The organism is Vibrio kanaloae, assembly GCF_024347535.1.
Classification (GTDB): Bacteria; Pseudomonadota; Gammaproteobacteria; order Enterobacterales; family Vibrionaceae; genus Vibrio; species Vibrio kanaloae.
The window spans coordinates 777,782-793,159 of sequence record NZ_AP025497.1 but is presented as its reverse complement, the minus strand read 5'-3'; the positions used below and the strand labels follow the sequence as shown (position 1 = coordinate 793,159).

The 15,378-nt window shown below is 43.1% G+C and carries 14 protein-coding genes; 8 read left to right on the top strand and 6 right to left on the bottom strand.

Features of this window, described 5'->3' with window-relative positions:
- Positions 1-5 precede the first annotated feature (5 nt).
- The 7 genes from mrdA (at position 6) to lipA (ending at position 7,471) form a co-directional block, all read left to right on the top strand.
- Positions 6-1,898, top strand: coding sequence for a penicillin-binding protein 2 (gene mrdA / locus OCV24_RS03770; protein WP_029627041.1), 1,893 nt, complete (start codon positions 6-8; stop codon positions 1,896-1,898).
- Positions 1,898-3,019: a rod shape-determining protein RodA gene (rodA, locus tag OCV24_RS03765; RefSeq protein WP_017056784.1), complete on the top strand. Its 1,122-nt coding sequence runs from the start codon at positions 1,898-1,900 to the stop codon at positions 3,017-3,019. Before mrdA ends, rodA begins: the two co-directional genes overlap by 1 nt.
- Positions 3,020-3,022: 3 nt before the next feature.
- Positions 3,023-3,862: a septal ring lytic transglycosylase RlpA family protein gene (locus OCV24_RS03760; RefSeq protein ID WP_077680756.1), complete on the top strand. Its 840-nt coding sequence runs from the start codon at positions 3,023-3,025 to the stop codon at positions 3,860-3,862.
- A gap of 93 nt (positions 3,863-3,955) precedes the next feature.
- Positions 3,956-5,137, top strand: coding sequence for a serine hydrolase (locus OCV24_RS03755; RefSeq protein WP_017056782.1), 1,182 nt, complete (start codon positions 3,956-3,958; stop codon positions 5,135-5,137).
- Between the two features lie 230 nt (positions 5,138-5,367).
- Positions 5,368-5,646, top strand: a complete 279-nt coding sequence (ybeD, locus tag OCV24_RS03750) for a DUF493 family protein YbeD (RefSeq protein ID WP_026084358.1) — start codon at positions 5,368-5,370, stop codon at positions 5,644-5,646.
- A 195-nt stretch (positions 5,647-5,841) separates the two neighbouring features.
- Positions 5,842-6,501, top strand: coding sequence for a lipoyl(octanoyl) transferase LipB (gene lipB / locus OCV24_RS03745; RefSeq protein ID WP_102507859.1), 660 nt, complete (start codon positions 5,842-5,844; stop codon positions 6,499-6,501).
- 4 nt (positions 6,502-6,505) lie between these two features.
- On the top strand, positions 6,506-7,471 hold the full coding sequence (lipA, locus tag OCV24_RS03740; RefSeq protein WP_017056780.1) for a lipoyl synthase: 966 nt from the start codon (positions 6,506-6,508) through the stop codon (positions 7,469-7,471).
- A gap of 158 nt (positions 7,472-7,629) precedes the next feature.
- Here the strand turns inward: lipA and OCV24_RS03735 are convergent, their stop codons facing one another.
- The 3 genes from OCV24_RS03735 to OCV24_RS03725 form a co-directional block, all read right to left on the bottom strand.
- On the bottom strand, positions 7,630-8,991 hold the full coding sequence (locus OCV24_RS03735; RefSeq protein ID WP_102507857.1) for a sodium-dependent transporter: 1,362 nt from the start codon (positions 8,989-8,991) through the stop codon (positions 7,630-7,632).
- Positions 8,992-9,272: 281 nt separating this feature from the next.
- Positions 9,273-10,031: a YggN family protein gene (locus tag OCV24_RS03730; RefSeq protein WP_136998613.1), complete on the bottom strand. Its 759-nt coding sequence runs from the start codon at positions 10,029-10,031 to the stop codon at positions 9,273-9,275.
- A gap of 83 nt (positions 10,032-10,114) precedes the next feature.
- Complete coding sequence (locus tag OCV24_RS03725; protein ID WP_017056777.1) at positions 10,115-10,588, bottom strand: GreA/GreB family elongation factor; 474 nt, start codon at positions 10,586-10,588, stop codon at positions 10,115-10,117.
- Between the two features lie 144 nt (positions 10,589-10,732).
- Between OCV24_RS03725 and OCV24_RS03720 the strand changes: the two genes are divergently transcribed.
- On the top strand, positions 10,733-12,667 hold the full coding sequence (locus tag OCV24_RS03720) for a RecQ family ATP-dependent DNA helicase (protein ID WP_017056776.1): 1,935 nt from the start codon (positions 10,733-10,735) through the stop codon (positions 12,665-12,667).
- A gap of 96 nt (positions 12,668-12,763) precedes the next feature.
- Here the strand turns inward: OCV24_RS03720 and dinB are convergent, their stop codons facing one another.
- The 3 genes from dinB to OCV24_RS03705 all read right to left on the bottom strand — a co-directional run bounded on the left by dinB (position 12,764) and on the right by OCV24_RS03705 (position 15,306).
- Entirely contained in the window at positions 12,764-13,840 is a 1,077-nt protein-coding gene (gene dinB / locus OCV24_RS03715) for a DNA polymerase IV (protein ID WP_136998612.1), read from the bottom strand.
- Positions 13,841-14,030: 190 nt separating this feature from the next.
- The gene (gene nqrM, locus OCV24_RS03710; protein ID WP_004735214.1) at positions 14,031-14,285 is read right to left on the bottom strand and encodes a (Na+)-NQR maturation NqrM; all 255 of its coding nucleotides are present in this window, start codon (positions 14,283-14,285) and stop codon (positions 14,031-14,033) included.
- Positions 14,286-14,301: 16 nt separating this feature from the next.
- A complete protein-coding gene (locus OCV24_RS03705) occupies positions 14,302-15,306 on the bottom strand; it encodes an FAD:protein FMN transferase (RefSeq protein ID WP_077680761.1) in 1,005 nt (334 codons plus the stop codon).
- Positions 15,307-15,378 lie beyond the last annotated feature (72 nt).

Sequence of the window (15,378 nt, the reverse complement as noted above, 5' to 3'; positions counted from 1 at the left end):
TGTTAATGTTACGTAAACGTAGCCAAATCCGTGATTACAAAGCAGAAGCACGACTATTTACTAGTCGTGCTTTTGTTGCGTTTATAGGGATCATCGTGATGATGTCGATGTTGGTTGTTAACCTGTATAACATTCAGGTCAACCAGTATCAGGACTATAAGACTCGCTCCAACGACAACCGTATCAAGGTCGTTCCAATCGCCCCCAATCGCGGTTTGATTTACGATCGCAATGGCATCCTCCTTGCTGAAAACCGTCCTGTTTTCAACTTAGAAGTTACACCAGAAAAAATTAAAAATATGGATGATACTATCGTCCGTTTACAAACTTTAATCGATATTCCGCCAGAGCGTATCGAGCGCTTTAATCGTGATCGCCGAAATTCACGACGTTTTAAATCCGTTCCAATTTTAAACCAACTGACTCAAGAGCAAGTGGCGGTTTTTTCCGTAAATCAGCACAAGTTTCCGGGCGTTGAAGTGACGGGTACACTAAAGCGTTTTTATCCGTATGGTGATGTACTGACCCACGTTATTGGCTACGTATCTCGTATCAATGACCGAGACATACAACGACTAGAGCGCGAAGAGAAATACGCCAACTATCAAGCGACTCGTGACATTGGTAAACTAGGTATTGAAAGGTACTACGAAGATACGCTGCATGGGACAGCAGGTTACCAAGAAGTCGAAGTTAACAGCCGTGGTCGAGTCATTCGCACATTAAAATTTGTTCCTTCCATTCCAGGTAAAGATATTGTTCTCAACCTCGATATCAACCTACAACTTTATGTGCATAAAATACTTGATGGTCGTCGTGGTTCAGCTGTTGTTCTCGATCCGAAAGATAACGGTGTACTGGCTATGGTTTCCAGCCCAAGCTATGACCCAAACGCCTTTGTTCATGGTATATCTTCAAAAGGTTATAACGCCTTATTACAAAACAAAGATAGGCCTTTGGTTAACCGTGCAACGCTAGGTATTTATCCACCAGCTTCTACTATCAAACCGTTCATTGCCGTTGCAGCTCTTCAAGAAGGCGTAATAACTCCGAATACAACGCGTAATGACCCCGGTTATTGGAAGATACCAAACTCGAAAACAAAACCGTTCCGTGATTGGCGTCGCTGGGGACACGGTGAAGTTGATATTGTCCAAGCCATTGAAGAATCTGTTGATACGTTTTTCTACCAAATATCCTTTGATCTAGGCATAGATCGTTTATCTAAGTGGATGATGCTATTTGGCTTTGGGGACTACACTGGAATCGATATTTACGAAGAAAGTAAAGCCAACATGCCTACTCGTGAATGGAAGATGGCAAGGCACCGTGTGCCTTGGTATCAAGGTGATACCATTCCTGTTGGTATTGGCCAAGGCTACTGGACAGCCACACCTATGCAAATCGCCAAGGCCACCTCTGTATTAGTCAACGAAGGTAAAGTGACAGCACCTCACTTGTTGCGCTCGACGATTGAGAATGCCCAGCCGTTCGATGAACAAACAATATCAGAGATCGTAACTTACCCCCCTATTAACGGTGTTAAACAAAAGTACTGGGATATAGCGCAAGAAGGTATGAGGTTGGTAAACCACGGGCGTAAAGGTACGGCAAGACGCTCATTCCGAAATATGTCTTACCAAACCGCGGGTAAGTCAGGAACAGCACAGGTCTTTGGCTTGAAGGAGAATGAAGAATACAACGCTGACGAGATTGCCGAGCACTTACGCGATCACGCTCTATTTACTGGTTACGCCCCTTTTGAAAACCCCGAAGCAGTAGTCACCATTGTTTTAGAAAATGCAGGCGGCGGTTCATCAAATGGTGGGCCAGTAGTAAGACAAATTCTAGACCATATTATCCTTGCAGAAGATGACGACAGTAAGGCAACAAAATAATGAAACTTGATCCTTCAACAGGGAGAAACAGAGCCTTATTTGAAAGGCTACATATCGACCTAACACTATTACTCGGTATCCTAGCTTTAATGGGCTTCGCCTTACTGATAATGTACAGCGCGAGTGGTCAAAGCCTCGCAATGATGGATCGCCAGGCCATGCGCATGGCACTCTCCTTGGGGGTTATGATTTTCTTAGCGCAAATTTCGCCTCGCACCTACGAAACCTTAGCTCCACTGCTGTTCGCTGTTGGTGTCATTCTGCTATTGGGTGTGTTATTTTTTGGTGAAGCTTCTAAAGGTGCACAGCGTTGGCTAAACTTCGGCTTTGTTCGATTCCAGCCTTCTGAACTATTGAAACTTGCGGTACCTTTGATGCTGGCACGGTTTATCGGTAAGCGCTCACTTCCGCCCACCTTACAGACCTTGACACTCTCTTTAGTCATGGTTCTTGTACCGACTATTTTAATCGCTAAGCAACCCGATTTAGGAACATCGATACTCATCGCTGCGTCAGGTATCTTCGTAATATTCCTTTCAGGTATTAGTTGGAAGATCATCGCCAGTGCCGCAATTGCTCTTGGCGCGTTCATTCCAATTCTGTGGTTCTTCTTGATGCGCGAATATCAAAAAGTACGGGTAAGAACCCTTTTTGATCCTGAATCCGATCCATTAGGTGCGGGTTACCACATCATTCAGAGTAAGATTGCGATAGGTTCTGGTGGGATATCAGGAAAAGGTTGGCTGCAAGGCACGCAGTCTCAACTGGAGTTTATCCCAGAACGACACACCGACTTCATTTTTGCAGTAATTGCCGAAGAATGGGGCATGATTGGTATTTTGTTTTTGCTTGCTATTTACCTGTTTATTATTGGACGCGGATTAATACTTGCGAGCCAAGCTCAAACGGCATTTGGCCGAATGATGGGCGGCAGTATTGTATTGAGCTTCTTCGTCTATATTTTTGTAAACATTGGCATGGTAAGTGGCATCCTTCCAGTTGTAGGTGTTCCCCTTCCTCTGGTTAGTTATGGCGGTACTTCAATGGTTACCCTTATGGCTGGTTTTGGTATTTTAATGTCTATCCATACACATAGAAAAGCATTCTCAAAGGCGACCTAATCGATGACTATTACAACGTTTCCAAAAAAAGCATCCTTGGTTGATGAACTGCCAATCAAAAAAATAGTCTCTATCTTAGGGCTAGCGATTTTAATTAATGGTTGTTCTTCACAGCAGCCAACAGGCCGCTACGATATTGATTCAGACATTGCACCAGACGCACCTATCTCGGTAGAGCATTTAGAGGACGCTCACCCTCAGTATGAACCGTACAGCTTAGGTGGTAACACGGATTACACTCTGCGTGGCGAAAACTACAAAATACTACAAAAGACACAAGGGTTTACTGAGAAAGGCAAAGCCTCTTGGTACGGTAAGAAATTTCATGGTCATTTAACGTCTAATGGCGAGATCTACGACATGTATTCGATGTCTGCAGCGCACAAAACATTACCCATTCCAAGTTATGTAAAAGTGACGAATACCGACAATAACAAAACCACGATTGTTCGTATCAATGACCGTGGCCCATTTCATGAAGGCCGAATCATTGACCTTAGTTATGCGGCGGCTTACAAGCTCGATGTTTTGAGAACGGGCACGGCTAATGTGGAGATTGAAGTCATCACAGTCGCTATGCCGACCGATGCGAATAAAAAAGCCACTTTACCGCAATTTATCATTCAGGTTGCCACATCTCGGCACAAAGACAGAACTGAGAACTTAGCCAAAGATCTAGGTGGAAAGCTTGCAGTAGCAACCTTCTTACAGTCAAATGATGATAACTACCGTCTGATGCTTGGGCCATTTCATGACTATGCGCTGACTCAAGAGAAATTAAAACAGGTTAAGCTTATGGGTTACCCGTCAGCTTATATAAAAAAACACACACTAACTCGCTAATTAATCTAACAGTTACTTCTGGTAATCAGCGCTCTGGTGTGACAGAGTGATTCTGTTAAGATATGAATAGTTAACCAAATAATTGCATTCAAAATGATTAAATCTAATAAACTTGTTAAATCGATTTTTGCTACTTCTGTTGCGCTTTCAGCAACAATAGCTACATCATCATTCGCCGCTCCTATTGTTGTTCCTGACGCACCCCAAATCGCCGCTAAAGGTTTTGTTCTAATGGATTACCATTCGGGCAAAGTACTAGCCGAGAAAGAGATGAACACTCAGCTTTCTCCAGCAAGTTTAACCAAGATGATGACGAGCTACGTGATCGGCCAAGAGCTTGATCGTGGTAACATCAACCTAAACGACGACGTTGTAATCAGCGAAAATGCTTGGGCTAAAAACTTCCCAGACTCATCTAAAATGTTCGTTGAGGTTGGTACAACGGTTAAAGTTGAAGAACTGAACCGCGGAATCATTATTCAATCAGGTAACGATGCTTGTGTTGCTATGGCCGAACACATTGCCGGATCTGAAGACGCATTTGTAGACCTCATGAACGCATGGGCAAGCTCTATCGGCATGAAAGACACCCACTTCGCTAACGTGCACGGTTTAGATAACCCGAATCTATACTCAACGCCTTATGATATGGCTCTACTTGGTCAGGCGCTGATTCGCGACGTTCCTGATGAGTATCGTATCTACTCAGAGAAAAAGTTCACTTACAATGGCATAACCCAATACAACCGTAACGGTCTGTTATGGGACAAGAGCATGAACGTTGATGGCATTAAAACTGGCCACACGAACAACGCAGGTTACAGCCTAGTAAGCTCAGCAACAGAAGGAAAAATGCGCTTAGTTGCTGTTGTTATGGGCACTAAGAATACAAACGCTCGTAAGACCGAAAGCAAAAAACTACTTAGCTACGGTTTCCGTTTCTTCGAAACAGTTGCACCACATACAGCTGGTGAAACCTTCGTAGAAGAGAAAATCTGGATGGGTAGCCAAGATACCGTTGCTTTAGGCGTAGACGAAGATACTTTCGTTACTCTTCCTCGTGGTCAAGCGAAGAACCTAAAGGCAAGCTTCGTTCTTGAAAAAGAGCTAGAAGCGCCAATCAGTAAAGGCGATGTTGTAGGTAAGCTGTTCTATCAAGTAGACGGTGAAGACGTTGCTGAATACCCACTGCTTGCACTTGAAAATGTAGAGCAGGGCAGCCTATTTAGCCGTCTGTGGGACTACTTGGTACTGCTTTTCAAAGGTTTCTTCTAACGAGTTAAAGGTTTGCTCTAAACAATACCTAAACTTCTTACAAAGCTAACCTAATGAGTAAATTCATAATTTACTCATTAACGAAAAAAAGCCGCTATGTGCGGCTTTTGTTGATCTTGAGTTCGATGATATTTACACGTAATATTCCGCCTTATTACTCGTGTCTATTAACCGAACACGCTTTTTATCGACATATCGCCAATTTGCGAGAGTCTAGCCTTTTGGAGCTAATCATGAACATCAATTCTGATGCAAAACTAAAAGACCTCTTAGAGTTCCCTTGTTCATTCACTTACAAGGTAATGGGCCACGCTAAGCCAGAACTGACTGAGCTAGTGCTAGAAGTGATCCAGCGTCATGCTCCTGGTGACTACAGCCCAACGCTAAAACCGAGTGCGAAAGGTAACTACCACTCTGTTTCTATCAATATTACTGCGACGTCAATCGAACAAGTAGAAACACTATATAAAGAACTGGGCGAGATCGAAATAGTTCGGATGGTTCTGTAGTTTTCGATTACGCATGAATAACAGCGGCTTATTGCCGCTGTTTTTATTTAAAGCTTTCTATCAATACCGAATTCATTCAACTTAATTTTAAATAAATACAAAGAAAGTTGAAAAACCTTGCAGTCCGTCTGTAGTTAGAATCATGTTTCGCGTTTATAATGCGTTCACTTTGTTAATCCTTGAGGGAGTGCTGATTTGCAAAATAAGCTAATTGTAAAAAAATTAGGTCGTCAGGATTACGAGCCTGTATGGAAAGCCATGCATAAATTCACAGACGAACGCACAGAAGAAGATGTAGACCAAGTTTGGTTAGTTGAACACAACCCTATCTTCACTCAAGGACAAGCAGGTAAAGCTGAGCATGTATTAAATGCTGGTGATATCCCTGTGGTACAAAGCGATCGCGGTGGTCAAGTGACTTATCACGGCCCGGGTCAGTTAGTCGCTTACTTTTTGATTAATATCCGCCGCAAGAATTTCGGAGTACGTGATTTGGTGACTCATATCGAGAACCTCGTAATCAATACTATGAAAGCTTACAATATAGATTCAGCTGCCCGACCTGACGCTCCTGGTGTTTATGTCGATGGCAAGAAGATCTGTTCACTCGGATTACGTATTCGACGCGGCTGCTCGTTCCACGGGCTAGCACTCAACGTTAATATGGATCTGTCTCCGTTCCTCCGCATTAACCCATGTGGTTACCAAGGTATGGAAATGGCACAAGTAAGCCAACTCGGTGGACCAAGTGAACTAGAAAACGTTGAGCAACAGTTAATACAAGAGCTTGTAGAATTACTCGATTATGACCAAGTAGACATTCAAGCCACCAGTAACATTACAGCAGAAGCATAAAATCATGAGCAAACCAATCCAAATGGAAAAAGGCGTTAAATATCGTGACGCTGACAAAATGGCATTAATTCCCGTAAAGAATATGCCTGCTGAACAGAAAGAAGTTCTACGCAAGCCTGACTGGATGAAGATTAAACTGCCTTCAGACAGCCATCGTATCCAAGAAATCAAATCTGCAATGCGCAAAAACAACCTACATTCAGTTTGTGAAGAGGCGTCTTGTCCTAACCTAGCCGAGTGCTTTAACCACGGTACGGCAACGTTTATGATTCTTGGCGCTATCTGTACTCGCCGCTGCCCGTTCTGTGATGTTGCCCATGGTCGCCCGGTTGCTCCTGAAGCAGAAGAGCCGAAGAAACTGGCTAAGACGATTAAAGACATGAAACTGAAGTACGTAGTAATCACTTCAGTTGACCGCGATGATCTACGTGATGGTGGCGCTCAGCACTTTGCTGACTGTAACCGTGAAATTCGCGAGCAAAACCCAAATATTCGTATCGAAACACTGGTTCCAGACTTCCGTGGCCGTATGGACGTTGCACTTGATCTAATGAAAGACAACCCGCCAGATGTTTTCAACCACAACCTAGAGACAGCGCCACGCCTATACCGTAAAGCGCGTCCAGGTGCGAACTACAAGTGGTCTCTTGATCTACTGAAGAAATTCAAAGAGCAACACCCTGATATTCCAACAAAGTCAGGTGTGATGATGGGGCTTGGTGAGACAAAAGAAGAGATCGTTCAAGTACTGAAAGACCTTCGTGAGCATGGTGTAACTATGCTGACACTAGGCCAATACCTAGCGCCAAGCCGTCACCACTTACCAGTAGAACGTTACGTGCCGCCTTCTGAGTTCGATGAACTAAAAGATATTGCTCTTGAACTAGGCTTCACTCACGCCGCTTGTGGCCCATTTGTGCGTTCTTCTTACCATGCCGACTTGCAAGCTCAAGGTATGGAAATTAAGTAATCACATTGCTTAAACCAAAATTGAAAAGGCGCTGAACTGTATGTTCAGCGCCTTTTTTCTATAGAGTAAAACAAGTTTGTTCGATATAAAAACAACAAGGCTACTCAATAAGAGTGGCCTTGATCTGCAGGTCTAATGCTCTAGGCAGTAAATGATTACTAACCGAAAGAAGCCCAAATAACCGTTGCCACTAAGATTGGGCATACGAACTTCACATACATTGGCCACACTTTACCAAACCAGCCAAGTTGAAAATCAGGACAGCCTTGCTCAAGCTCTTCCACTTTTGAAGATCGGCTCCACACCCAGCCGCCAAACAGGCAGAACATCAGTGCTGCAATCGGTTGAAGGTATTGAGTCGCTATCATCGCAACCATGCCAAACATCGCAGCAAAGTTGTAGACAATCACCACACTGAACAGTGCAATAGCACCACCAATAACCCAACTCGTTGCTGTTCGTCTGGTATTGAAACGCTCGCTCACTAGCGCTACAGGCCCTTCTAGCATCGAAATTGAAGAAGTAAGGGCAGCTATCGTTAGCAACAAGAAGAAGACAATTGCGAAGATCTGACCAAGTACACCTAAGCTATCAAACATCAAAGGCAAAACTGTAAACACTAAAGTATCAGAACTTAACAACGAGCCATCTTCCGCATAGATTTGAACGCCTTTTTGCATCGCAACAAACATCGCAGGCATCACGACCAAACCCGCAATAAAAGCAACCGCGGTATCAACCAAAGTAACGTTCATTGCCATTTTTGGCAGATTTTCTTTCTTGCTTAAGTAAGAACCATAAACCAACATTGAGCATCCACCAATGGTTAGTGAGAAGAACCCCTGCCCCATCGCTGCTAGAATCAGTTTTCTATCCCACACCTTTTCAAAGTCTGGTACTAAATAGTGCTTTAGGCCTTCCATCGCACCAGCTTGCGTCATGATGTAAACAAACAATAAACCAAACAACACAAACAGTGCTGGCATCAAACGCGTCGACCACTTCTCGATGCCTTGCTTAACACCACCCTGTACAATCAGAATAGTCAGTACATAGAACGCTACGGTACCAAATACATTGCGCTCAACACTGAAGCCTTTAAACCAATCCGCAATAGCCTCTAGGCCAATCAGATCAGCAACAGCACCAATCAGGAAACAGATCAACCAGCCGCCAACAATGCTATAGAAAGCTAATACTGCACTTGGGACACTTAAGCCAATCCAACCAACAAATTCACCGACTTTTTTGCCTAAAGGTTTTTTAGTCAAAGAACGCATGCTATCTACTGGATTGGCTTGGCCGTGACGCCCAATCGCCATCTCAACCACCAGCATTGGGAAAGCAACCACGAAGATCATGAACAAATAGACTAAGAGAAAAGCGCCACCACCGTTACTGGCAACTTGGGTTGGGAATCCCCAAATATTTCCCAAACCAACAGCGGCACCAGCCGCTGCTAAAATAAAACCCAAGCGAGAGCTAAAATGCTCTCTAGAAGAGGAAGATTGTTGCTCCATATTTCTCACATCAAAATCAGCGAACTAGTTTGAAAGTACAATAATAAAAAGTAATGTTAGTCACAACCAATAAATGAAGAATTCGCTAACTTTTTTAACTCATTCACTATTTAGAACCACTAAACCAGCATAAATCCAGCTTTATTAATCACAATGCATCGATAAAACCAGATAGCCACCTACAATAAAGCCCACCAATACTAAAATAACCTTATCGACTCAATCCAATAGAAACAAAAAAAGCACCAACCGGTGCTCTTTTTATTCCTATCCACTTCAGGTTAGATCGTAAATACCTGATAACCTTTTAGGTTCGGAATGATTTCATGCAGCTCTTGCTCTTGTTCTACCATCTCATCTAGAGAATCACAAAACTCAGCCGTTTCTTCTTCTACTTGTTGAGCATGCTCTTTCATTCTCTCTTCTACTTTAAGCTTTAATTCAGCCATACTATCAGCCAACTCGGTAAGATTTAATCCACCCTCTTGCTTCATTTTCTCTGACATCGCATTAAAAGCGCTAGAGATAAACTCTTGGTTAAAGATTTTCTTAGCCTTATCGAAATCTTCAGACCAACTATTGGCCATCGAGTCGAAACTATTAGCTGGCAGCACTAACTCACCGTCTTTATAGTAACGAGCTTCTAGTTCAGTGAAGTACTCTTTCATTGACTCTTTTACATTATCAAAAGACTCAGGAGAATCGAGGCTAGCAGCAATATCATCAATAACGTCATTGGCTAGCGCTAGGCTATCGTTAGCCATTTGTTTCGCTCGTGGTAAATACTCACTCATGTTGTCACGGTATTTCTCTATCGCTGCTTGTTGATCAGCATCGAGTTCAACCTTTTCACCATGGATATAGAGATCATTATTGTTATCAAAGACAGCAGTATCACCATTCACTTGGTGGATTTCGACTTTTTGATCATCGATTCGTAATTCATTCTTCAAATCAACACGACACTGAGCAGCAAACGTTGGCAAGCTCACAACTGCTATTGCAGCTGTTAGTGATGCAATTAATACATTGTTTTTCATAACATCCTCTCATCAATCTAACAAAGAACTATACCCGTGATTTATAATTCTTTGTCAGAGAAACGTTTTATATCGAGCGTCATTCAATCGATAGACACGACTTCATAACAAAACAGTTTGTCAGCGACCTTAAACTCTATCTCATCACCAACTTCTTTGCCCATCAGAGCCTTACCAAAAGGTGCATTCACCGTCACGATAGCGATCTCATGATGATTCCACGTAACAGAAAGTCCTCCGACTCTCGGTCCAATGAAAAAGTGTTTATATTCATCATTTTCATCAATGACCACAACATAGCTGCTTACTGCAATCTTTTCACTGTCACGTAATACTAGATTCCGGTAGCACTGGATATCATCTTCGCATTCTTGCACTCGCAACGCTTGTCCATGAGCAAGATACGAGGCTTCTAATGCCAATGTATCATACTTATGCTCTGGCACAGTTTCTTCATCGGTCGCAGCGTCAATGGCTCGCTGAGTAGCAGATTGTGCGATACGTAATCGGGATTCGAGTTGCTCTAAGATTATTTGTCGAAGCTCGGACTTATTCATACTTTTGGGGTGCTTTTCTATAGGAGCTACAGAATAGAATTAGGTACAATCAGGTGCAAGACATTTGATTCATCAAGCGACGCTATCACCAATAAGCGCCGCTTTAGCATCAGTACGACACTTAATAACTCAGGTAGAGCATAAATGATTGAGCAGAAGCTAAAACAAGTATTCGGATTCGACTCACTGCGTAATGGACAAAAGCAAGTCATTGATAATGTTCTATCTGGTCACTCGACTGCCGCGATATTCCCGACAGGCTCTGGTAAATCTCTGTGCTATCAATTACCAGCATTAGAGTTACCGCACTTAACCTTGGTAATATCGCCGCTGTTAGCCTTGATGAAAGACCAACTCGCTTTCCTGCACAGTAAAGGTATTAGCGCAGCTGCAATCGAATCCAGCCAAGACAGACAAACCACACAACAGGTTATGCAGTCGGTACGTAACGGTGACACCAAGATACTGATGATCTCCGTTGAGCGCTTGAAGAACGAACGCTTTCGCCAGTTTATCTCCCAAGTGCCGATCTCGTTACTGGTAGTAGATGAAGCGCACTGTATTTCAGAATGGGGACACAACTTCAGACCCGATTATCTGAAGCTTCCTCAATACCAAAAGCAGCTCAATATTCCTCAGGTTCTACTACTGACAGCCACCGCAACCACCTCGGTTATCCAAGACATGAAGTCAAAGTTTGAAATTGATGAGGAGCGCGTGGTAGTGACGGGGTTCTATCGTCAAAACCTCGACCTGTCGATTCAACCTTGCGAACAAACCAGCAAGCTAGAAACCTTGTGCAATGTCGTTAACCAAGCTTCTCTCGCTCCGACTATTGTTTATGTCACCCTTCAACAAACAGCAGAGATGGTGGCTCAGCAACTTCGTAACGCTGGCGTTAATGCCGTGGCTTACCATGCGGGTCTTAAGCCTGAAAACCGAGATGCAATTCAACATCAATTCATGAATGATGAAGTGAGCTGTATCGTGGCAACCATTGCTTTTGGTATGGGCGTGGATAAGTCCAACATTCGCCGAGTGATTCACTTTGACTTACCAAAGTCGATAGAAAATTACTCGCAAGAGATCGGCAGAGCTGGCCGAGACGGGCAAGCGTCTGAATGTATTCTACTCGCTAACAAACATGGTTTAAGCACACTCGAGAACTTCGTTTTTGGTGATACGCCAGACAACATATCTATCCAAGCGGTATTAAAAGAGATCTACGAAAATCAAAACATTGGCGCTTCTGGCTCGAATCAATGGGAGATCATGCTTAACCAGCTATCACGTGAGTCCAACATTCGTCAGTTACCGCTAAAAACACTACTGGTGTATCTTGAAATTGAAGGCGTGATTGAGCCGAAGTACAGCTACTTTGCTGATTACAAATTTAAGTTCATTCGTCCGAAACAGCAGATCACAGAGCAATTTCAAAGTGAACGTCGTCAATTTGTCGAAGCGATCTTCCAATGTTCACCTCAAGCTAGAGTGTGGTGCCAAGTCGACTTCGATGCGCTTTGGACTCACTTCCAAGCAGATCGCCAGCGTGTGATTGCGGCTATCGACTACTTCAATGAACAAGGTTGGATTGAACTAGAAAGCAAGCAGATCACCGATGTCTACGCAATCCACAATACTTCTGAAGATATGATGCAACTGTCAGAGCGCCTTACTGAGTTGTTTAAAGCAAAAGAGCACAGCGAGATAAACCGCCTTAACCAAATGCTGAATTTCTTTGAGGCGGATACTTGCTTAAGCTCACGCCTTGCCAGTTACTTTGCCGATGACAAAGTCCCTACCAAATGTGGACACTGTTCAGTATGTCGAGATCAAGTCGCAATGTTACCCACTGTTGATGTTGAACCAATTGATGATGAGACGGTGATAAAATGGATTCATGAGTTTGTATCGAAGAGCCAACAATTGATTACCGACGAAGCCATTACTCGTTTTCTATGCGGAATCGCCACTCCGCTTTCAACCAAACTTAAAGCGAGCAAGATGATCGGTTACGGCAAGCTCGAACAACAACCATTCAGTGATACCTTAGCGCGAGTTAAACAGCTTCCTAGGTAACCCAAGTTTTTACTTATAGAAGAAACCGATTAGGCTGTAAAGTCTAGTCGGTATCAAACAACAACACTTCTAAAACTAAACTCTCAACTCCTTTCCCTAAAAGAAACTCAGCTGACGCATCTGGTCTTTCGGTTGTAACACCACACTCAAGCCAAGTAAGCGGATTTCTCTTCCTTGTTGCCTTTTCAGTATTTCACTTAGCAGTTCTTTGAAGTGTTCTCGATCAAGTGAAGCATGTATGTGCTCAATCGTGGTTTGCTGAAAATCGGCGAATTTGAGCTTAATACCTTGCTTGATGATCGCTTTACTTGGGCTAGCCTTTTCTAAGCGAGTTTCGAGTTCAGGAAACAGCTTGTCTTCAATCACATGCCAACATTCTGCGTAGGTCGATATATTTTGAGTAAAGGTTCGCTCCACACCTACCGACTTTCTTTCACGCTCAGTAATCACTTCTCGGTCATCAATACCATGGCTGCGCTTCCAAAGTGATGCACCTTGACGGCCAAACTTGAGCAGTAAGTCGCGATAGTCAGATTCTTTGATATCTTTACAAGTAAAGAAGCCAGCTTGATGTAACTTTTCAATGCTCACCTTACCGACACCGGGAATGCTTTCGAGTGGTAACTGGTCGATCACCGCTTGCACGTCTTGCGGAGGGATAACAAACTGACCATTTGGCTTATTCATATCTGAAGCGACTTTCGCTAGGAATTTTATCGGAGCAATACCAGCAGAAGCCGTGAGGTTGAGTTCATTCCATATATCACGCCGAATCGATTCTGCGATCAGTGTTGCCGAACCATGACACTTTGTCGACTCTGTAACGTCAAGAAATGCTTCATCTAGAGAGAGAGGTTCAATCATCGAAGTGTATCGAGAAAAAATTTCTCGAATTTTTTTGGATATCTCGACATAAACCGACATCCTTCCAGGGACAACCAACAAGTTAGGGCAAAGCTGTAGCGCTTTCCCTGTGGGCATAGCCGAACGAACTCCAAACTTGCGAGCCTCATAGTTACACGTACTTAAAACGCCACGCTGCTTTTCATGACCACCTACTGCCAGTGGTCGATTTCGATAAACAGGGTTATCACGCATTTCTACAGCCGCGTAAAAACAATCCATATCAACATGGATTATCTTTCTTATTTTATCTTCGACCACACTAGACATCTAAGAATAGCTCAACCTTACAACTGTATCTATAAACAGTATAGTAAATTATTATCAGGTTTAAAACGACTGAAATCCCACCAAGAAAAAAGGTTCATCACAACAAAAAAGCTCAAGACAGTCGTCTTGAGCTTTTCATTAAAAATTCTCTGGAGGCGAGATAACTCTACACCCTAATAACTATCATCAGTTAAGCGATACGATCTTTATTCCAAGACGCTTCTTTCTGTTGACGCTCTGCTAGTTTCTCTTCACGGTATGCTTCCCGTGCTTCACGCTTCTTACGTGCATCACAAGGTTCAGGGCAGTTACATACTTTATCAATACCAACAGCCCCCAAACCACCACAGCTACCTTTTACAACTTTCTTTTGGATAATATAACCAATTGACATCGCTGCGATTACTGCAAGAAAAACACCAAATGTAATCAGAAATGTATTCATAATTCTCTCGCTTACCTTATTTACTTAAGTATGGCTTAAATGCTTCAGAAGCAATCTCTTTAAAGCCATCTGCTGTTTTAACCACCATGAACACAGGAATGTTATGTTGGTTTGCGATTTCCATTCCCTTAACCTCACCTAAGACCATAAGGCCAGTAGATAAGCCGTCTGCAGTCATTGAAGACGGATCCAATACAGTTACAGAAACCACTTTATGATGAAGAGGCTTTCCTGTTTCTGGGTTGATGATGTGAGAGTAACGAACACCATCACGCTCATAATAATTACGGTAGTCACCAGACGTGGCGATCGCCATATCACCCGGCTCAATGATCTCTTGAATAGTGCGCTCTTCAACACTTGGTTTCTCTATCGCAATACGCCAACCGACACTTTCACGATTTAGACCTTTCAGACGGATTTCACCACCTACTTCTACCATGTAATTATGAATACCAATTGAATCAAGGTAATCTGCGACCACATCCACGCCCCAACCTTTTGCAATGGTTGAAAGGTCAACATACAGATTCGGTAAATCTTTAGTTAGCTTATTACCTTCAACGCTTAGATGATGTATTCCTACCTTTGCTTGACGAGCCGCTAATTCCTCATCTGTTGGGACGACTTCAGGTCGCGCTTCAGGGCCAAAGCCCCATAGATTAACTAATGGGCCAACCGTGACATCTAATGCTCCTTGAGTAACTCCGTTCAAACGAATCGCTTCTTTCACAACAGTTGCAGTCTGTTCGGAAACTTCGAATGCATCAGCAGCAAGGTGTTGATTAAAAAGGCTCAGTTCAGAGTCTTCACGGTAAGTCGACATTTGATCATTCACTTCTTCAAGTAGACGATCGATCTCAGTATGAACTTCATTAGACTCAGGAAATTCATCGCCATTGATGTATTTAATGTTGTAACTGGTACCCATTGTTGGGCCACTTAAATGCACTTGCTCTCTTGCCTGCTCACAGCCTGCAAGAAAAATCAAAGAAGTTAATGCAACAAGCCAAATTCTCACTTGCTTACTCCTGTCTAATGTTGAGGATTTATATAAGGAAAAATAAGAGTAAAAAATAGGTACTTTGAATGC

Excerpts from the sequence above, each read along its gene's own strand:
- mrdA (WP_029627041.1), top strand. The coding sequence starts at position 6 with ATGTTACGTAAACGTAGCCAAATCCGTGATTACAAAGCAGAAGCACGA.
- rodA (WP_017056784.1), top strand. The coding sequence starts at position 1,898 with ATGAAACTTGATCCTTCAACAGGGAGAAACAGAGCCTTATTTGAAAGG.
- OCV24_RS03760 (WP_077680756.1), top strand. The coding sequence starts at position 3,023 with ATGACTATTACAACGTTTCCAAAAAAAGCATCCTTGGTTGATGAACTG.
- OCV24_RS03755 (WP_017056782.1), top strand. The coding sequence starts at position 3,956 with ATGATTAAATCTAATAAACTTGTTAAATCGATTTTTGCTACTTCTGTT.
- lipA (WP_017056780.1), top strand. The coding sequence starts at position 6,506 with ATGAGCAAACCAATCCAAATGGAAAAAGGCGTTAAATATCGTGACGCT.
- OCV24_RS03735 (WP_102507857.1), bottom strand. The coding sequence starts at position 8,991 with ATGGAGCAACAATCTTCCTCTTCTAGAGAGCATTTTAGCTCTCGCTTG.
- OCV24_RS03730 (WP_136998613.1), bottom strand. The coding sequence starts at position 10,031 with ATGAAAAACAATGTATTAATTGCATCACTAACAGCTGCAATAGCAGTT.
- OCV24_RS03725 (WP_017056777.1), bottom strand. The coding sequence starts at position 10,588 with ATGAATAAGTCCGAGCTTCGACAAATAATCTTAGAGCAACTCGAATCC.
- OCV24_RS03720 (WP_017056776.1), top strand. The coding sequence starts at position 10,733 with ATGATTGAGCAGAAGCTAAAACAAGTATTCGGATTCGACTCACTGCGT.
- dinB (WP_136998612.1), bottom strand. The coding sequence starts at position 13,840 with ATGTCTAGTGTGGTCGAAGATAAAATAAGAAAGATAATCCATGTTGAT.
- nqrM (WP_004735214.1), bottom strand. The coding sequence starts at position 14,285 with ATGAATACATTTCTGATTACATTTGGTGTTTTTCTTGCAGTAATCGCA.